Consider the following 18,405-nt stretch of genomic DNA (forward strand, 5'->3'; position numbering starts at 1 on the left):
GTTCCGGCTTCTCGGTGGTGGTCACAGCAGCCCCAGTTCGGTCAGGGTCGAGGAGACCCGGTTGTCTTGGTCCACGAGGAACTGCTCGAACGCCGCCCCGGTCACGAATGCGTCGGTCCAGCCGTTCTTCACCAGGGCGTCCTTCCAGCCCTGCGAGGCGTGCAACTCCTCGAGCACTTTGATCATCCTGCGCTTGGCGTCGTCGGAAATGCCTGGCGGAGCCAGGACTCCGCGCCAGTTGGCGAAGGTCAGGTCGATCCCGGACTCCTTGAGTGTCGGTGCGTCGATACCCTCGACGCGCTCGTCGCTCGACACCGCGAGCACCCGTAGCTGGCCGGCCTCGATCTGGTCGATGAGCTCACCCGGGCTCGACGTGCCCGCGGTGATCTTGTTGCCGAGCAGCGCCGTCAGCAGATCGCCGCCGCCGTCGTAGGTGACGAAGTTGACCGACTTGGGATCGACGCCGACCGCCTCGGCGGTCTCCATCGGGAACAGGTGATCCGGTCCGCCCGGCGACGATCCGCCGCCGATGGTGACCTTCGACGGGTCCTTCTTCCACGCCGCGACGAAGTCCTGGATCGTCTTGAACGGGGAATCGGCGGGCACGAAGATCGCACCGGGATCCTCGATCAGCTTCGCCAGCGCCGTCGCATCGGAGGCCTTGATCTTCGAGCCGTTGGTGTAGGTGGCGCCGACGACACCGAGCCCCATGGTCATCATGAGGTCGTTGTTGCCCTTCTCGTTCATCAGCCGGGCCATCGCGACGGTGCCGCCGGCGCCGATCACGTTGAACACCTCGATGCGCCCGGTGATGTCGTCGTCCTCCATGATCTTCACCGCGGTGCGTGCGGTCAGGTCGTAGCCACCGCCGGGGCTGTTGGGAACCATCATCCGGAGCCGGTGGAACTCCTCGTTGCCGTCGCCGCGCGTGACGCCGCAGGCCGTCAGCAGCAGGAGCGCGGCGAGCGCAAGGCCCAGCGCCCTCGGCAGTGCGGCCACGATTCTGTGCACAGTCGTCCCCAATCGGCAGCGGTGTGATGCTCAGCAATACTGGACCCCACCAGTGATGTGCGTCACTGATTCGAACGCAAAGGAAGATTTGGTCATTAAGAACACGAACCACTCGCGGTGGGCGCCGGTTGTCCGGGCGCTGTCCGGGCGCAGCCTCGCCGGGCAGTTCCTGGCGTTCCAGCTGCTGGTTGTCGCGGTGGTGCTGCTGGCGGTGGCCGGCTTCTCCGTTGCGGAGTCGACGCGGGAGTTCCGCGACGTGCGGGGGCAGCGGTTGATCGCCGTTGCCGAGAACGTGGCGTCCACCCCGGTGGTCCGCGACCGCTACAACGATCCCGCTGCCGCACAGACACTCGCGCCGGAGGTCGACCGCGCCGTCGCGCTGTCGGGCGCCGGCCTCGCCGAGATCATCGACCCGGCCGGTGTGGTGCGGGCATCGTCGGATCCGTCGCGGGTGGGACACCAGACCGATCTCGGGCTGACCCGTGCCGACGAGGGACGGGCGTGGTTCGGCGACGGCGACATCGACGGCGCGCACAATCTCATCGGTCAGGTGCCGCTGCTGTCCAGCAGGGGTGAGGTGCTGGCGATCGCGTCGGTGAGCGAGCCCTACCCGTCGCTGTGGGGGCTGGTGAGCGGGGCGGGCGAACGACTGCTGTTCTATCTGGGGATCGGCGCGGCGCTGGGCATGGTGGCGTCGTGGCTGCTGTCGCGGCGCATCAAGCGGCACACCGGTGGGCTGGAGGTCGCCGAGATCGCCGGGTTGGCCGACCATCGGGAAGCGTTGCTGCACAGCATTCGTGAGGGTGTGGTGGCGGTCAACAACGAGGGCGGCATCACGCTGATGAACGACAGCGCACAGGATCTGCTCGGCGTGGACGGCACTGCAGTCGGCAGGCGCGTCGACGAGGTCGGTCTGGACCCGGCGGTGGTGGAATTCCTGCTATCCGGCGAAGATCGCCGCGACGTGGTGATCGCCACGCGGACGCGGGTGCTGGCGCTGAACCGGCGCGCGACCACCAGTGCCGGGCGGCGAATCGGTACGGTGACCACGATGCGCGACAGCACGGAACTGGCCGCACTGCAGGCACAGCTGTCGTCGCACAAGAGCGTCACCGACACGTTGAGGGCGCAGACCCACGAGTTCGCCAACCAGCTGCACACCATTTCGGGTCTGGTGCAGCTCGGTGAGTACGACGCCGTGCGCGACCTGGTGGGCGATCTCACCCGCAGGCGCGCCGAGATCAGCGACGCGGTGACGCGGCGCATCTCCGACCCGGCGGTGGCGGCGCTGCTGATCGCCAAGACCACCCTGGCCGCCGAGAGCGGCGTGGGGTTGCACCTCGAACCGGAGTCGCACCTCGGCGCGCTCGACCCGGCGCTGGCCACCGACGTGATCACGTTGCTGGGCAATCTCATCGACAATGCGGTGGACGTGTCGGTGGGATCGGACGAGGCCCGGGTGGGGGTGGCGATCTCGGATTCCGCCGGACTGGAGGTATCGGTGTCGGACTCGGGACCGGGTGTGCCCGAGCACCTCCGGGAGGCAATCTTTTCCCGCGGCGTCACGTCGAAGTCCGACGTGCCCGGTGGCCGCGGCATCGGCCTGGCGCTGGTCCGACTGGTGACCGCGCAGCACGGCGGCAGCGTCGAGGTGACCGATCGCCCCGGGGGCGGGGCCACATTCGTCGCGAGATTGCCGGGGGTGCTGGCGCGTGCGTGACGTGTTGGTGGTCGACGACGACTTCATGGTGGCCGACATCCACCGCCGGTTCGTCGACCGGGTGGACGGATTCCGCGCAGTCGGTGTCGCACGCACGGGCGCCGAGGCGCTCGTCGCCGCACGCGACCTGAGCCCGCACCTCATCCTGCTCGACGTGTACCTGCCCGACATGACGGGGCTGGAGGTGCTGCACCGGTTGCGCTCCGCAGGCGACCGGGTCGGCGTCATCATGATCACCGCCGCCCGCGAATTGGACACGGTCAGCGGCGCATTGGACGGTGGAGCCGCCGACTACCTGATCAAGCCGTTCGAGTTCGCGCAGCTGCGGGCCAAGCTGGAGGCGTTCGCCGCGCGGGCCGATGCCCTCGAATCGGACCGCGGCGCCGACCAGTCGCTGATCGACGCACTCTTCGGGCGGCCCGCGACGTCGGCCGAGACACTGCCCAAGGGGCTGGGCGTCGAGACCGGCCGCCTCGTGCTCGATGCGGTCCGCGATGCCGGCGAGGTATCGGCGGCCGAATGCGCGGAGCTGATCGGCATTTCGCGGGTGAGCGCGCGCCGGTACCTCGAGCACTACCTCGGCACCGGCGCGCTCGAACTCCGGCTGCAGTACGGCGTCGGCCGTCCGGAGCGCCGCTACCGCGCCCGCGGCTAGCTCAGAACGGTGGGTCGTCGGGTTGTGGTGGTGGGTCGGGTGGTGGTTGCCAGTCCGGTGGCAGCACTTCGGATTCGTAGGGTTGGTTGACCCATCGCATGAACGGGCTCTTGGTGGGTCGGCCGCCTTTGAACAGCATGAGCATGGTGCGGTGGCGGTTGCGGTCTTTGCGGGCCTCGATCTCGCGGCGGCGGGCGCGTTCCAGGGTGCGGTGAGCCTCGTTGAGCGGGCGCAGGGCGCGGTTCTTGGCGCGGCGCCGCTCGACACGGGTCGCGCGTCGGCGGGTGGGGTTGCAGCGCGTCGGCCGGGGCGACGCACATGGACGACCACCCAGGGCGGGGAAGAGTTCGACGCCGCCGGGCACGGTGCACACCTGTCGCCCGTCGGGCGTCGTCCACACCACCGTGCCGTCGGGCAACTGCAGGTCACGCCAGCCCTGCACGAACGTCTTGGCGCGATGATGTTGACGGCACAGGCATTTCAGATTCTCCGGCACCGTCTTACCACCAGCCCGTGGGTCGACGTGGTTGAACGCAACGGTGTGGTCGAGGTCGCAGCCTCGGGCGGGCCGGTCACACCCGGGGAAGCGACACGTCAGATCCCGCATCCGCACGAACCGTTCCACCGCCGCCGTCGGCTGATACCGCAACCCCTGCTCAGCGGTGACGACCGGCGAGTACAGCGGCCGCAGCGTCGCTCCCTGAGCCAGCTCGCGCACCAGGTCGGCGTCGATCACCCCGAAACCCTCCAAATAGCCCGGCCGATTGCCGGTACCCAGCACGGTGGACTGATCAGCGATCACGTTGATCACGAACTTCGTGCCCGACGGCGCCGGCGGGGGCGCCGGAGGCGCTGGGGCCTCGAGCTCGCCGGTCTCGGCATCAGCGGCGGCATGCGCAGGCGCCGACTTTGATGCGGCGCACGCCTCGCATCGGCATGCCAGTGGTTGTCCTTGTGCCATCGCGGCCACTGCGTCGGCGCGGCGCTGGGCCAGGGTCCGCGGATCTGACGGGCACACCCCGGTCGCGAGTGCGCCCAACGTGCGGTCGAAGATCACCGCAGTCTCGGCGTCCACCACCCCGTCGACCTTGGCCGTCCCGTCACCGACGGGAATGACATCCATGTGCCGGTGGTCTTCGGCGCGTTCACGTTCCTTGACCGCGTCACGATCCAGGGTGCGCACCGCGGCGTCCACCGCGTCGATCACCCGTTTGCGCGACCAGGACTGCCACCGCGGGATCCGTTCGGCCAACTGGGAGTCCAGGGCGGCGATGATGGTGCGGTCACTGACCAACTCGCTGCGCGACAGGATGATCTGCACCGTCCGCCAGTCGATGTCACCGCGGGCGAGGACCGCGGCCACCTTCGGCAACCGGCTGTCCAAGGCATCGGCCTGGGCGACCAGCACGCTGGCCGCGGCCGCTGTGAGGTTCATCGCCGCCGCCACCTCCGCGCTGGTGCGTTGCAACCCGGTGACGATCATGTAGCCACAGTCGGGGTCTTCTGCCTTGGCCTCCCAGGTGCGCCGACCCAGCAGTTCGGCGATCGCCGCCAACCGCCGCCCGACCAGCCTCGACTCCTCCCGGTAGGTGTCGGTGATCGCTGCGACCACCTCACCCGTCGACACTGACTCGAACATGTGTTCGAGTATATCGGTCAGCTACGACAACCCGCCGAAAAAGGCGACTACTGTGGGTGTCTCGACTGGGAGACAGAAGGCGGGACGAACGTCCCTGCCCTTCTCAGGATATCCGGCACCGGGGGGCTTGCCGCAAGGCCGGGGTCATGGCGCACACTCGCTGCTCCACGAGTTCGACGAAGGAGACAGCAGAGGTAGTGAGAGATCTGGCGTACGACGACGAACTGCAGGCCGAGCGCGACTATGTCGCCGACCTGTACGCCCGGCTGGACGCGGAACGCGCCCGGGCCAAGCGCCGCTACCAGGAGGCGCTGCGGGCACCCATCGACAAGATGGACGGCGGCACGCTGGTGGCCCGCGACGCCGAGGTGCACGCGCTCGCCAAGCAGATGGCGCGCCTCGACGTGGCCGACCACGGGCTGTGTTTCGGCCGCCTCGACCCGCTGTCGGGTGAGCGGTGCTACATCGGCCGCATCGGTCTGCTCGACGAGGAGAACGGGTACGGGACCAAGCTGCTGGACTGGCGCGCTCCCGCGGCACAGGCCTTCTACACGGCCACCGGCGCGCATCCGGAGGGCATGCGCCGCCGCAGACAGTTCCACACCCGCGGCAGGCAGTTGCTCGACTTCACCGACGAGGTCTTCGGCCGGATCGGCGAGGAACGCGGTGACGCCGCCCTGCTCGCCGCCGTCAACGCGCCCCGCGGCGAGGGCATGCGCGACATCGTCGCCACCATCCAGGCCGAGCAGGACGCGATCATCCGGCTCGAGCATCCGGGGGTGACGGTCATCGAGGGCGGTCCCGGCACCGGCAAGACCGTCGTCGCGCTGCACCGCGTCGCCTATCTGCTCTACACCCAGCGCAAACGCATGGAGCGGCACGGCATCCTCGTCGTCGGGCCCAGTCCGGCGTTCCTCGAGCACATCGGCCGGGTGCTGCCGTCGCTCGGCGAATCCGACGTGGTGTTCACCACCACCGGCGACTTCGTCCCCGGCCTGCGGGTCACCGCCGAGGACACCCCGGACGTCGCACGGCTCAAGGGTTCTCTGCGCATCCTCGACGTCTTGACCGCAGCCATCGCCGACCGGCAGCGCATCCCCGACGAACCGCTGACGATGCAACTCACCGACGTCACGGTCCGCATCGACGCCGAGACCGCCGAATGGGCCAGGGACGAGGCACGCTCGACCGGCCTGCCGCACAACGAGGCCCGCACGAAGTTCCGCGAGATCGTCGAGTACGTGCTCACCGAACGGGCGATCGCCCGCATCGGCCGCGGGTGGCTGACCCGTGACGACCGCGGAGCGTGGGAGAACCTGCGGAAGGACCTCCTCGGCGAGCTCAGGGACAACGCGCAGTTCGTCGCCGCGCTCGACGCACTGTGGCCACTGCTGACACCGAACGCACTGCTGAAGTCGCTGTACGAATCACCCGAGCGGCTGAAGGCGGCAGGCGCCGACGAACTGCTCTGGCGCGCCGACGGTGACGCCTGGACCGTCTCCGACGTGCCGCTGCTCGACGAGCTGGTGGACCTGCTGGGGCGCGACAGAGCGGCCGACCAGGCCGCGGAGAAAGAGCGACAAGCCGAAACCGCCTATGCCGCAGGCGTCCTCGACATGATGCTTGCGCGCGAGGACATGATGGACGACGAGGACCATCTGCTCGCGAGCGACGTGATCGACGCCGAGGACCTCGCGCTGCGCTTCGAACAACGCGACACCCGCGACGTCGCCGAACGCGCCGCCGCCGACCGCGACTGGACCTACGGCCACGTCGTCGTCGACGAAGCGCAGGAACTCTCCGAGATGGACTGGCGGGTCCTGATGCGGCGATGCCCGGCGCGGTCGTTCACCGTGGTCGGCGACCTCGCCCAGCGCCGCTCGGTCGCAGGGGCGACGTCGTGGGCGGCGATGCTCGAACCGTATGTGCCCGGCCGCTGGATCTACCGCTCGCTGACGGTGAACTACCGCACGCCCGCGGAGATCATGGCCGTCGCCGCCGCGTTGCTCGCCGAGTTCGCGCCCGGGGTGCGGCCACCGGAGTCGGTGCGCGCGAACGGATTCCGGCCGTGGTCGCGCCGTGTCGGCGAGGCTGACTTCGCCGATGCCATCCGTGATTTCGAGCGGGACGAGGCCGCGCGCGAGGGCACCAGCGTGGTGATCGGACCGCCCGGCGTGCCCGGCACGGTGCCGCCGTCGGAGACCAAGGGCCTCGAGTTCGACGCGGTTCTGTTGGTGGCGCCGGACCGGATCCTCGCCGAGGGTCCCCGCGGGGCGGCCGAACTCTACGTGGCGCTGACCCGCGCGACGCAGCGACTCGGCGTGCTGCACGACGGACCGCTCCCCCGGGTGCTCGCCGGACTCGCCGAAGTGGACGCCGAAGTCCGCTGACTCAGTACCGCCCTCTGATGCGGGCACGGTAGGACCGGCCGTCCGGGTCGTAGAGCATCCGGTAGGCCGGACTCGCCCAGAGCCGCGTGAACCGCCCGAGCTTCTCGGTCCGGTGCCTGCGGAGCCGGCCGGGCGGCCGTGTGCCGCGCTGCCCGCCCTCGTACCACTCGTCGAGAGCCGCTGCCGCCCCGACGAATTCACGCACGGCGTCGGCGGGGTCGATGAGGCCGTCGTCGCCGTCGCGGTCGAGGTGCTCGCGCATCAGCTCCAGCCGCAGCTCCCTGGCGAACACGCGCGCGCCGTCTCCGCCGCCCGCCGGGTCGGTCGGCTCGCGCTCGTCGCGGGTGTCGTCGAGGACGGCGCACGACAGTTCGCTGTCGTGTGTCCAAGACCTGCGGTTGAAGTTGTCGCTGCCGACACACGCCCACACGTCGTCGATGACGCACACCTTGGCGTGCACGTACACCGGTGTGCCCTGGTGATTCTCGATGTCGAACACGTGCACCCGGTCGGGGCTGGCGGCCTTGCACGCATCGATCGCCTCGCGGCGGCCGATCAGATTGGGCGGCAGCGCGAGCTTGCCGTCCACGTCGGGATGCCTCGGCACGACCGCGATCAGGTGCAGATCCGGGTTGGCCTTCAAGGCAGCGGCGAACAGCTCGGCGACCTGCTTCGACCACAGGTACTGGTCCTCCAGGTAGATCAGCCGTCGCGCCTTCTCGATCGCCTTCGTGTAGCCGCGTGCCACGGTGTATTCGCCGTGCGGTGCGAAGTCGAATTCGAAGTGACCGTCGGGATATGTGCGCAGCACCTGTACCGCGTGCGGCCCGCACGGCGGAGGGTCCGGCGGCTGCTCCGGGAGCGGATCCGCCTCCAGATCCGCGCCGCGCAGCTTGTCGCGGACCCATGCGATCGGGTTCAACATGTCGAGCGACGCCGGATCGTTCCACCGCTCCCGGAACGTGGCGTCCAGCGCGCCCACGACGGGCCCCTGCAACCGCAGTTGCGCGTCGTGCCAGGGCGGGTGCTCGCCGTACTGAGCCGCCATCTGCACCGCCTGCGGGTCCCCGTGGTGCGCCCGGTCGTCGCGGCGGGAATGGCACAGGTCGATGCCGCCGGCGAACGCGACGTCGCGCTCGGGTTCGCCGGGATGGCGGATCACCACGAGCTTCTGGTGGTGCGACCCGCCGATGCGCACGCGCTGGTCCAGCAGCACCTCACCGCCCGCCGCCTCGATCGCCTCACCGAGGTGCTGGTTCTCCTCCTCGCTGTACTGCAGCCAGTCCATGTGCGACCGCCACACCAGCCCCTTGACGACCACGCCGCGCTCGGCGGCGTGACAGAACAGCTCGCGGATGGTCGGACCGCCGTCGCGCAGCTGCTGGTCGGGGTCACCGCGCCAGTCGGTGAAGAACAGGTGATCGCCCTCGCCGAGCGCCTCCACCTCCGTGACCAGCCGGTCGAAGTAGGTGGCACCGTGGACGAGGGGCTGCACCAGGCTGCCCGCACACCAGGCGGGCAGATCCGAGTGGGGGTTGTTCCGCTCGGCGGTGGTGAGGAACCACTCGGACAGGTCGTTCACCTCGTGGGAATGCCCACTTGCCCGCCAAAGTACGCCGCCCGGGCGGCCCGACTCTGCCAGGATCAGTCATGCTCCGCGCCCGTCGCACGCTCGCCGTCCTGTGCGCGCTGACCGTGCTCGGCGGATGCGCACCGCAGGCTGACCAGACCCCGCAGCCCGCAGAGGATTCCAGGGCGGCGGCGGTGCGGGCCATCGTGCGTGACGCCATCACCTCGGCCCACCTCAAGGCGGTGCTGGTGCGGGTGACCGAGGACGGTCGGGAAATCCTCACCGACGCCGTCGGCGAATCGATGACCGGCGTCCCGGCCAACCCGCAGATGCACTTCCGCAACGGCGCCGTGGCCATCTCCTACGTCGCCACGCTGCTGCTGATCCTCGTCGACCGCGGCACGGTGCGGCTCGAGGACAGGCTGTCGACATGGCTGCCCGACGTTCCGCACGCCGAGGCGGTCACCCTGGGCCAGCTCGCGCAGATGACGTCGGGCTACCGCGACTACGTGATCGGCAACGACGCCTTCGCCGCAGCCGCCTACGACAATCCGTTCCGCGCCTGGACCACCGACGAACTGCTGCGCTACGCCGTCGACGAGCCGCTGCTCTACGAACCCGGCACCAACTGGAACTACGCCCAGACCAACTACGTGCTGCTCGGCCTGGCGCTGGAGAAGGCCACCGGTCGCGGTATGCCGGAACTACTGTCCGACAACGTGTTACAGCCGCTCGGACTCACCGGCACCACCGCTTCGCTGACGGCGGAGATTCCCGACCCGGTGCTGCACGCGTTCAGTTCCGAACGCCGGGCCGCACTCGGTGTCCCCGCGGGCACGCCGTTCCACGAGGAGTCGACGTTCTGGAACCCGTCGTGGACCATCACCCACGGAGCCGTGCAGACCTCCACCATCGCCGACCTCGCCCGCACCGCCGAGGGCATCGGCTCCGGACAGTTGCTGTCCGAGGCGTCCTACCGCGCGATGACCTCGACCGGCCTGCGCGGGAAGACACGTCCGCAGCCCGGGTGCAGCACCTGCTTCGCCCAGGGCATCGGCTACACCTACGGCCTCGGCGTGGTGATCTCCGGGCAGTGGCTGCTGCAGAACCCGTTGCTGTCCGGCTCGTCGGCGGTGGAGGCCTACCTTCCGGAACGCAAGCTGGCCGTCGCCGTCGCCGTCACCTACGCGCCGGAGGCGTTCGACGACCAGGGCGATTACGCCAACGAGGCCGAGGCGCTGTTCCGCCGCATCGGCGCCGAACTGGCCCCCGAGGATGCGCCGCCCATGCCGCCGCCGAGATAATGGCTGCCGTGGCGGCGAAGGTGTTGTTCCTCTACAACGAACATCTGGCGACCGAGGGCCTGCTCGGCGAGGCGTTCCTCGACAGCGGCTTCGACGTCGACACGTTCGAGGTGGTGCCCCCCGACCGGGTGGACAGCCCGGCAGTCGACGTGACCTTCCCCGATCCGACGGGCTACGACGTCATCGTTCCGCTCGGCGCCCGCTGGCCGGTCTACGACGAGGCGCTGCGCCGCACCTGGGTGGACGCCGAGATGCAGATGATGCGCGACGCCGCGGCTGCCGGGGTCGCACTGCTCGGGGTGTGTTTCGGCGGTCAGCTGCTGGCCCAGACGTTCGGCGGCACTGTCGCACGGTCCACGACGCCCGAGATCGGCTGGTACCAGATCGAGTCCGACGACACCGCGGTGGTGCCGCCCGGGCCGTGGTTCCAGTGGCACTTCGACCGCTGGACGCTGCCGCCCGGCGCCACCGAACTCGCCCGCACCGCGCAGGCGTCGCAGGCGTTCGTGCTGGGCCGCACGCTGGCACTGCAGTTCCATCCCGAGCTCGATGCGGGCCTGCTGGCCGGCTGGCTGGCCGACGACCGTGACGGCGACGTCGTCGGGGCGGGGCTGCGCCACGACGAATTGCTTTCTCGCACAGCGGAAATGCGCGACGACACCGCGCGCCGGATCCGGTTGCTGGTGCGGGGGTTCGTGGACCGGGTGGCGCGTCAGCCGTGTCCGAGCTGATGCGCGAGCGCTTCGGCGACGAGCGGCTGACGGAACCGGTGTCCCACTGACTGCAGCACGGTGGGGGCCACCCGCTGGTCCGCCTCGGCCAGTTCGCGCGCACCCTGGGAGCCCAGCAGGATCCGCGGGCCCAGCGACGGCACCGGCAGCACCGCCGGACGGTGCAGCACCTTCGCCAGCGCCCGGGTGTAGTCGACGTTGCGCACCGGCTCCGGCGCCACCGCGTTGACGGGGCCGCTCAGCCGGTCGTCCCACAGCGCGCGGTAGTAGACGTCGAGCAGATCGTCGAGGCCGATCCACGACAGCCACTGCTGCCCGCTGCCCAGGCGGCCACCGAGGCCCGCGGAGAACAGCGGCCGCATCAACCGCAGCGTCCCGCCCGCCGCGGCCTGCACGATGCCGGTCCGCACGGCGACCACCCGCAGTCCGCCGTCGGCGGCGGGCGCGGTCGCGGCCTCCCACTCGGCGACGACGTCGGCCAGGAAACCGCTGCCCTGTGCGGCCTCCTCGGTCAGCACCTCGTCGCCCCGGTCGTAGCCGTAGTAACCGATCGCCGACGCGCTGACGAACACCCGCGGCCCGCCGTCGGTGCCCGCGGCGGCCTCGGCGAGCCTGCGGGTCGGCCCGATGCGGCTGCTGCGCACCGCCGCGCGGTGCGCCGCGGTGAAGCGGCCTGCAATGGACTCCCCGGCCAGGTGCACGACCGCGTCGACTCCGGTCAGCAGTCCGGGCGCCGGACTCTCGGGGTCCCAGCGCCGCTCGTCGGGACTGCCGGGCTCCCGGCGCACCAGCCGGATGACGCGGTGCCCGCCGGAGGTCAGCAGCGCGGTCAGCGCCGCGCCGACGAGGCCGGACGCACCGGTGACGGCGACGACGAGTGACCCGGCGCCGGCCTCCGCCGCGTCGCGGTGGGCGGCCAGGTCGTCGGCGAGCTGCCGGTGCCGGTAGACGAACATCGAGCGCAACGCCCGTCCCGGCACCGTGGTGTCCACCCGGTCATGAACCCGCGTCGACTGCGGTGACTCCGCCGCGAAATCGTGCGTGTGCCGCCACCAGCCGATCGCCCGCGGCGGCCACGACGTCGCGCCGTCGGAGGAGAGCACGTCGACGAACCGGTGCGGCGGATCGAAGTCGTCGGCCTGGTGCTGCGCGACCCAGCGCAGCCCGCCGGGCAGCCCGAGCACCGCACGACCGTCGGCCAGCGAGTCGGTCTCCGCGACCACCGTCATCGGCGCGAACGGCGGGACGAGTCGCGACATCGCGCCGGGCCTGCCGTGCCAGGCGAACACCTCGTCCAGCGGATGGTCGACGACGCTCTCGAACTCGATGCCCATGCTTCTCCTCGCTTCGGAACCCGAACGTCATTCGTAGCCGAGCGCCTCCTGGATACCCGCGGTGAGCAGCTCCGGATACGGGTACCCCGTCGGGATGGGTGCCAGGGCCGCCCACCGCGATGACAGGCGCACCTTCCGGGACCGCTCGGAGGCCGGCCGCGTGCTGGCCCGCTCGCTGGACGCCTACCGCGACGCCACCGGTCTGCTGGTACTCGGCCTCGCGCGCGGCGGCGTCCCGGTCGGCTGGGAGGTGGCGGCCGCGTTGCGGGCACCACTGGACGTCTTCCTCGTCCGCAAGCTCGGCGTTCCCCGCTGGGAGGAATTGGCGATGGGCGCGATCGCCACCGGCGGTGGCATGGTCGTCAACGACCGGCTGGTGCGCAGCCTCGGCATCAGCGAGGCGGATCTGCAGGCGGCGGTCGAAAGAGAGACCGCCGAACTGGCCCGCCGCGAACGTGCCTACCGCGGCGGCCTGCCGCCCGTCGAGTTGTCGGGCCGCACGGTCATCCTGGTCGACGACGGCATCGCGACGGGAGCGAGCATGCTGGCCGCGGTGCGGGCGGTGCGCAGTGTCGGACCGGCCGGGATCGTGGTCGCGGTGCCCGTCGGACCCACGTCGGCCTGCCGGGAGATCGGCCGGGAGGCCGACGACGTGGTGTGTGCGACGATGCCGCCGGGATTCGAGGCCGTCGGTCAGGTGTTCGCCGATTTTCATCAGGTCACCGACGACGAGGTGCGCGCACTGCTAAGCACACCGACGGTCTAGCGGCGCTCCTCGCGGGCGACGTCGTCGTCGCGCTCGTCGATCGGCACGGCGGTGGTGTCCGCGTCGACATCGCCGTCGCGGGCGTCCGCGGACAGATCGTCGGCGTGGGTGGTGTCGTCGGGGTACTCGGCGTCGAACTCGGCAGTCTCCTGCTCGTCGTCGGAGCGGTCACCCCCGTCGCGCCGGGACCGCTCACGCACGGCGTCGACGATCAGCAGCACCACGCCGATGACACTGGCAGCGATACAGACCCAGGCGATCAGCTCATTGCTGGTGACCACCGCGGTCACCAGAGCGGCGAGGCCGACGACGGCCAGGACGAGCGCAATGATGAGCATCGATCACCTATCGCGGATCAGTTGTTGCCCCGGTTGAACTGGTTGAAGCCGCCGCCGTCGTTGTTCGCGCTCGAGTCGACGGGTGCCGCCGACCCGCGCTGACCGAGCTCCTCGAGCTGTGATTCCAGGTACGTCTTGAGCCGGGTCCGGTATTCGCGTTCGAAGGTGCGCAGCTGTTCGAGCCGCCCCTCGAGCACCGTGCGCTGCTGGTTGATGGTGCCCATGATCTCGGAGTGCTTGCGTTCGGCATCGGCCTGCAACGCGTCGGCCTTCTCCTGAGCCTGCCGGAGCTGGGTCTCGGAGCGGGTCTGGGCGTCGGCGAGCATCGCGTCGGCACGCTGGCGCGCCTCGGTGACGGTGTTCTCCGCGGTGATGCGCGCCTCGCTGACCATGGCGTCGGCCTGCGCACGTGCGTCGGAGAGCAGCTTGTCGGACTCGGCCTTGGCGGTGCTGGTCAGCCGGTCTGCGGTGTCCTGCGCCAGGCTGAGCACCTTGGCCGCCTTGAGTGCCTGGTCCTCGCTGGGCGCGGCCGCCTGCTGAACGACCGGCGGCGCCTCGTACACGGGCTGCGGAGGCGGCGCTGGTGCCGGCTCGGGCTCCGGCTCGTAGAGCGGGATCGCCTGCGTGGACTGCGTGGACTGCGCCCCGTTGCCGGAGCGGGCGGAGGCCAGTTCCGAATCGAGTTCGGCGACCCGCTGACGCAGATCGGCGTTCTCCTCGATGAGTCGCGTCAGCTCGTTCTCAACCAGATCGAGGAAGGCATCGACCTCGTCCTCGTTGTAGCCGCGCTTGCCGATGGGTGGCTTGCTGAACGCGACATTATGAACGTCGGCTGGTGTGAGCGGCATTGTCTGCCCCCTTGGAGTCTGGACCGTCAACCGATCTCAAAGTGTAAAGCCTGGCCTGTTCGCAACTGGCGTCCATCCTGTCACACCAGACCCGGCGGTTGCAGTCGAGGCCGAATTTTAAGAACGAATTTCAATGTTGCACGCAATTCCGGGGCCTCGGCAAACGCCGTGCCGGCGGTCCGGGCACGCCGCCCGCGACCCGCCCGTGGGCTGCGGTCAGGCCGCGGCGCCGAACGCCAGCTGCATCCCGATGAACGCTACGAGCAGCAGCACCATGATGGACAGGTCGAAGCGCACGGCACCTATCGTGAGCTGGGGAATGAGGCGTCGCAGCAGCCGCACCGGAGGATCGGTGAGCGTCATGATCACCTCGAGGATCACCACCGTCACGCCCTTGGGATGCCAGTCGCGGGAGAAGGACCGAATGAACTCGACCACGACCCGGGCGATCAACAACAACCAGAAGACGAACAGCGCGAAACCGAGAATTTCGAAGAAGAGCGACAACGACAGCCGTCCTCACTACGGGCAGATGTGTGACATTCGATACAGAGTCAACGCCCGCGGCCACGTGAGCGGCCTCGGGCGCGACGCCAGCCTACCCGTCGGGCACGGGGCCCACCGACCGGCGGACCTACCGACAGGCAGACCTACTGATAGGCGTGGAAGCCGACCTCGGCTATGCGCCTGCGCTCCTCGGCACTGACATCGATGTCCGCGGGTGACAGCAGGAACACCTTGGTCGCGACCTTGTCGAACGAGCCGCGCAGCGCGAACGCCAGCCCGGCGGCGAAGTCGACCAGGCGTTTGGCGTCGGCGTTGTCCATCGACACCAGGTCCATGATCACCGGCGTGCCGTCGCGGAAGCGCTCACCGATGGTGCGGGCCTCGCTGTAGTCCCTGGGTCGCAGCGTGGTGATCTTGGCCAGCGGGCTGCCCGCATCGAACAACTCGGCCATCCGGCGCGGATCCATCGCGAGTGCACCGCGGGTCGAGCCGCGCAGCGCACCCAACCGCGGGGCGGCCCGATCGAATTCACGTGGTCCACGCAGCCGCGGCTCGAATCGCGGCTCGTCGTAGCCGGCGCGGTAGCCCGGGGGCTCGTCGTACTCGCGGGCGGGCGGCCGGTCGTCGTAGCCGCGGCCGTACCCCTCCTCCTCGAATCGCTCGTCGCGCGGGCGGCGGGGGGCGTATCCGCGCGCGGCGCCGCGGTCGTCGTCCTCGTAGTACTCGTCGTCGTAGTCATCCATGGGAGCCATACCGAAGTAGGCCTTGACCTTGTGCAGTGTGCTCATCGCGCGACCCTTCTGAATGACTCTGGAAGCTGTGGTGTCTGTGATGAAGATGTGACTGGTGTGACTACTCATGGTGACGTTAGCGGTCGTCGTCCCAGAAGAGCGGTTCCGACACGCAGACACGTGGAACCGTGTCGCACCGCGACTTCGAGGTCGCCCGACATCCCGGCGGACAGCCCGAGGGGTTGCCCACAGCGCTGCTGAACCCGGTCGCGCTCGGCCGCGAGCATCGCGAACGCCGCATCGGCGTCCGCGTCCAGCGGCGGGATGCCCATCACGCCGACCAGCCGCAGCGGCGCCGCGGCGTCGACCGCGGCCGCAAGTTCGTCGACGAGGTCTGCCCTGCGGACGTCGACCCCGGATCGCCCGGCATCGCCGTCGAGACTGATCTGGAGGTAGACCTGCAGCGGCTCGGCCCGGCGGCCCTCGTCCAGCGCACGGCCCACCGCCCGGTCCAGTGCGGCCGCCACCCGCAGGTCGTCGACGGAGTGTGCGGCGTGCGCCCACTCGGCGATCCCCCGCACCTTGTTGCGCTGGATGCGCCCGACCATGTGCCAGCGAACGGGCTCGCCGCTCAATTCGGCGCCGACTTCGGCCGCTTTTCCCGACGCTTCCTGTTCGCGGGATTCGCCGAATTCGGTGCAGCCCATTGCGTGTAATAGCAATACGTCAGAAGCCGGGAAGAATTTTGTGACGGGAAGTAATTGGATTTCTCCGACATTGCGTCCGGCGTCCGCGGCGGCCCGATCCAACCGGGCACGCACCGCCGTGAGCGACGCCTGCAGTTCGCTTTCCCGGTCGGTGGGCACGGCGCTCACTCCATCCACACCAGCGACGCCAGCCGGCCGGTCGGGGCGTCGCGGCGATGGCTGAACAGATTCTTGTCGGCGACCGTGCAGCGTGGGTCGACGTCGATGGCGGTGACGCCCAAACCCGTTAATTGCCTTGCGATTCCGGTCCGCAGGTCAAGACCGACGGTGCCGCGGGCAGTGGTGGTGCGGCTGCCGGGCAACGCCGCCTCCACCTCGTCGGCCATCTCGGCGGGCACCTCGTAATGGGCTCCGCTCACCGCCGGTCCGAGCAGCACGGAGATGTCCCCGGTACGGGCGCCGAGTTCGAGCATCACCTCGACGGTGCGCACCACGACACCCTGTGCGGCGCCGACCCGCCCGGCGTGCACGGCGGCGGCCACACCCGCGCGGGCGTCGGCCATTAGCACCGGAACACAATCGGCGGTGACCACGGCCAGAGCCAATCTCGGGATGCCGGTGACCAAAGCGTCGGTATTCTCGACCGGGCCCGCGGCGGCCTGTGCCGGGTCGTCGACGACGACCACCCGGTCGCCGTGCACCTGGTTCATCCACACCACCCGGTCGGCACCCAGACCGGTCGCCGACGCCAGCCGTCTCCGGTTGGCCGCCACCGCGCCGGGATCGTCGCCGACGTGGTCGCCGAGATTGAAGGTGTCGAACGGCGGCGCCGAGACGCCGCCGGAGCGGGTGGTGGTCACCCGCCGAACCCGGACGGTCACCGATCCAGTATCGCCGGACGGCACGGGATCACCGGACGGCTCAGTGGCGCATGAAGGGCGGCACGTCGACGTCGTCGTCGGCGATGCCGCCGTCGTCACCGCCGATGCGCACGGTTGCGCCGTTGGTGTGCAGCGGCACGCTCGCCGGATCGGCCGGGTCGAACAGCGGTGAGGTCACCTTGCCCGCCCGTCCCGGCGCGATGGCCTGGCCCGCGCCCACCACCGGCTTGCGGCTCGGCCCGGCGGCGTCGAAGCCCGCCGCGATCACCGTCACCCGCACCTCGTCACCGAGCGAATCGTCGATCACCGTGCCGAAGATGATGTTGGCCTCGGGATGCGCCGAATCCTGCACCAGGGACGCGGCCTCGTTGATCTCGAACAGGCCGAGGTCGCTGCCGCCCGCGACCGACAGCAGCACGCCCTGCGCGCCCTCCATCGACGCCTCGAGCAGCGGCGAGTTGATCGCGATCTCGGCGGCTTTGAGCGCACGTCCGTCGCCGCGGGCGGAGCCGATGCCCATCAGTGCGGTGCCCGCACCACTCATCACGCCCTTGACGTCGGCGAAGTCGACGTTGATCAGGCCCGGTGTGGTGATCAGGTCGGTGATGCCCTGAACGCCGTTGAGCAGCACCTCGTCCGCGCTGCGGAACGCATCCATCAGCGACACCGCGGCGTCGCCCATCTGCAGCAGCCGGTCGTTGGGGATGACGATCAAGGTGTCGCAGCTCTCGCGCAGCGAGGCGATGCCGGTCTCGGCCTGATTGCTGCGGCGCTTGCCCTCGAAGGAGAACGGCCGCGTCACGACGCCGACCGTCAGCGCACCCATCTTGCGCGCGATGCTCGCCACCACCGGTGCGCCACCGGTACCGGTGCCGCCACCCTCTCCTGCGGTGACGAAGACCATGTCCGCGCCGCGGATCAGCTCCTCGATGTCGTCCTTGGCGTCTTCGGCGGCTTTTCGGCCGACCTCGGGGTCGGCGCCTGCACCGAGCCCTCGGGTGGAGTCGCGGCCGACGTCGAGCTTGACGTCGGCATCGCTCATCAGCAGCGCCTGCGCATCGGTGTTGATCGCGATGAACTCGACGCCCTTGAGGCCCTGTTCGATCATCCGGTTGACGGCGTTGACGCCGCCGCCGCCGATGCCGACGACCTTGATGACGGCGAGGTAGTTATGCGGGGGGGTCATCGTTCGCCTTCCTGTACGACTGGTCCAACTCCGTTGAGCAAACTCTCAACCTCAACGTGAGGCTTAGAGTTATGTCAGGTAGCGCCG

Annotated in this window: 17 protein-coding genes; 6 read left to right on the forward strand and 11 right to left on the reverse strand. The window is 69.8% G+C overall.

Going from position 1 to position 18,405, the window contains the following annotated elements:
• Positions 1 to 21 precede the first annotated feature (21 nt).
• A complete protein-coding gene (locus AB0K11_RS20685; RefSeq protein ID WP_364981045.1) occupies positions 22 to 999 on the reverse strand; it encodes a tripartite tricarboxylate transporter substrate-binding protein in 978 nt (325 codons plus the stop codon).
• Positions 1,000 to 1,066: 67 nt separating this feature from the next.
• On the opposite strand from AB0K11_RS20685, the gene AB0K11_RS20690 reads away from it, so the two are divergent.
• Together AB0K11_RS20690 and AB0K11_RS20695 are read left to right on the forward strand one after the other, a co-directional pair.
• On the forward strand, positions 1,067 to 2,731 hold the full coding sequence (locus AB0K11_RS20690) for an ATP-binding protein (protein WP_364981048.1): 1,665 nt from the start codon (positions 1,067 to 1,069) through the stop codon (positions 2,729 to 2,731).
• Positions 2,724 to 3,386 carry a response regulator gene (locus AB0K11_RS20695; RefSeq protein WP_364981051.1) on the forward strand — a complete coding sequence of 221 codons (663 nt, stop codon included), beginning with the start codon at positions 2,724 to 2,726 and terminating at the stop codon, positions 3,384 to 3,386. The genes AB0K11_RS20690 and AB0K11_RS20695 overlap by 8 nt, the downstream gene beginning before the upstream one ends.
• Before the next feature lies 1 nt (position 3,387).
• Here AB0K11_RS20695 and AB0K11_RS20700 read toward each other — a convergent pair whose 3' ends face one another.
• Positions 3,388 to 5,025, reverse strand: coding sequence for a DUF222 domain-containing protein (locus AB0K11_RS20700; RefSeq protein WP_364981054.1), 1,638 nt, complete (start codon positions 5,023 to 5,025; stop codon positions 3,388 to 3,390).
• A 197-nt stretch (positions 5,026 to 5,222) separates the two neighbouring features.
• Here AB0K11_RS20700 and helR point away from each other — a divergent pair, with 197 nt between their 5' ends.
• Positions 5,223 to 7,415 carry an RNA polymerase recycling motor ATPase HelR gene (helR, locus tag AB0K11_RS20705; protein WP_364981057.1) on the forward strand — a complete coding sequence of 731 codons (2,193 nt, stop codon included), beginning with the start codon at positions 5,223 to 5,225 and terminating at the stop codon, positions 7,413 to 7,415.
• A 1-nt stretch (position 7,416) separates the two neighbouring features.
• Here helR and AB0K11_RS20710 read toward each other — a convergent pair whose 3' ends face one another.
• Positions 7,417 to 8,997 carry a phospholipase D-like domain-containing protein gene (locus AB0K11_RS20710; RefSeq protein WP_364981060.1) on the reverse strand — a complete coding sequence of 527 codons (1,581 nt, stop codon included), beginning with the start codon at positions 8,995 to 8,997 and terminating at the stop codon, positions 7,417 to 7,419.
• Positions 8,998 to 9,065: 68 nt separating this feature from the next.
• On the opposite strand from AB0K11_RS20710, the gene AB0K11_RS20715 reads away from it, so the two are divergent.
• On the forward strand, positions 9,066 to 10,289 hold the full coding sequence (locus AB0K11_RS20715; RefSeq protein WP_364981063.1) for a serine hydrolase domain-containing protein: 1,224 nt from the start codon (positions 9,066 to 9,068) through the stop codon (positions 10,287 to 10,289).
• Positions 10,289 to 11,020, forward strand: a complete 732-nt coding sequence (locus AB0K11_RS20720; protein ID WP_364981066.1) for a type 1 glutamine amidotransferase — start codon at positions 10,289 to 10,291, stop codon at positions 11,018 to 11,020. Before AB0K11_RS20715 ends, AB0K11_RS20720 begins: the two co-directional genes overlap by 1 nt.
• Here the strand turns inward: AB0K11_RS20720 and AB0K11_RS20725 are convergent.
• Positions 11,002 to 12,354, reverse strand: a complete 1,353-nt coding sequence (locus tag AB0K11_RS20725; RefSeq protein ID WP_364981069.1) for a TIGR01777 family oxidoreductase — start codon at positions 12,352 to 12,354, stop codon at positions 11,002 to 11,004. The two genes, AB0K11_RS20720 and AB0K11_RS20725, sit on opposite strands and share 19 nt — an antisense overlap.
• 94 nt (positions 12,355 to 12,448) lie before the next feature.
• On the opposite strand from AB0K11_RS20725, the gene AB0K11_RS20730 reads away from it, so the two are divergent.
• Positions 12,449 to 13,120, forward strand: coding sequence for a phosphoribosyltransferase (locus tag AB0K11_RS20730; RefSeq protein ID WP_364981845.1), 672 nt, complete (start codon positions 12,449 to 12,451; stop codon positions 13,118 to 13,120).
• Here the strand turns inward: AB0K11_RS20730 and AB0K11_RS20735 are convergent.
• The 7 genes from AB0K11_RS20735 to ftsZ all read right to left on the reverse strand — a co-directional run bounded on the left by AB0K11_RS20735 (position 13,117) and on the right by ftsZ (position 18,318).
• Positions 13,117 to 13,458 (reverse strand): DUF308 domain-containing protein, encoded by a 342-nt coding sequence (locus AB0K11_RS20735; protein WP_364981072.1) that lies wholly within the window; start codon positions 13,456 to 13,458, stop codon positions 13,117 to 13,119. The genes AB0K11_RS20730 and AB0K11_RS20735 overlap by 4 nt on opposite strands.
• A gap of 17 nt (positions 13,459 to 13,475) precedes the next feature.
• A complete protein-coding gene (locus tag AB0K11_RS20740; RefSeq protein ID WP_364981075.1) occupies positions 13,476 to 14,306 on the reverse strand; it encodes a DivIVA domain-containing protein in 831 nt (276 codons plus the stop codon).
• Between the two features lie 216 nt (positions 14,307 to 14,522).
• The gene (locus tag AB0K11_RS20745; protein ID WP_264012502.1) at positions 14,523 to 14,813 is read right to left on the reverse strand and encodes a YggT family protein; all 291 of its coding nucleotides are present in this window, start codon (positions 14,811 to 14,813) and stop codon (positions 14,523 to 14,525) included.
• A 143-nt stretch (positions 14,814 to 14,956) separates the two neighbouring features.
• A complete protein-coding gene (locus tag AB0K11_RS20750) occupies positions 14,957 to 15,601 on the reverse strand; it encodes a cell division protein SepF (RefSeq protein ID WP_364981078.1) in 645 nt (214 codons plus the stop codon).
• A 68-nt stretch (positions 15,602 to 15,669) separates the two neighbouring features.
• Entirely contained in the window at positions 15,670 to 16,428 is a 759-nt protein-coding gene (locus AB0K11_RS20755; protein ID WP_364981081.1) for a YggS family pyridoxal phosphate-dependent enzyme, read from the reverse strand.
• A complete protein-coding gene (gene pgeF / locus AB0K11_RS20760) occupies positions 16,416 to 17,132 on the reverse strand; it encodes a peptidoglycan editing factor PgeF (protein ID WP_364981084.1) in 717 nt (238 codons plus the stop codon). The genes AB0K11_RS20755 and pgeF overlap by 13 nt, the downstream gene beginning before the upstream one ends.
• A 40-nt stretch (positions 17,133 to 17,172) precedes the next feature.
• Positions 17,173 to 18,318 (reverse strand): cell division protein FtsZ, encoded by a 1,146-nt coding sequence (ftsZ, locus tag AB0K11_RS20765; RefSeq protein ID WP_264012506.1) that lies wholly within the window; start codon positions 18,316 to 18,318, stop codon positions 17,173 to 17,175.
• Between the last annotated feature and the right edge of the window lie 87 nt (positions 18,319 to 18,405).

Source organism: Mycobacterium sp. NPDC050551, from assembly GCF_040674075.1.
Taxonomy (GTDB): Bacteria; Actinomycetota; Actinomycetes; order Mycobacteriales; family Mycobacteriaceae; genus Mycobacterium.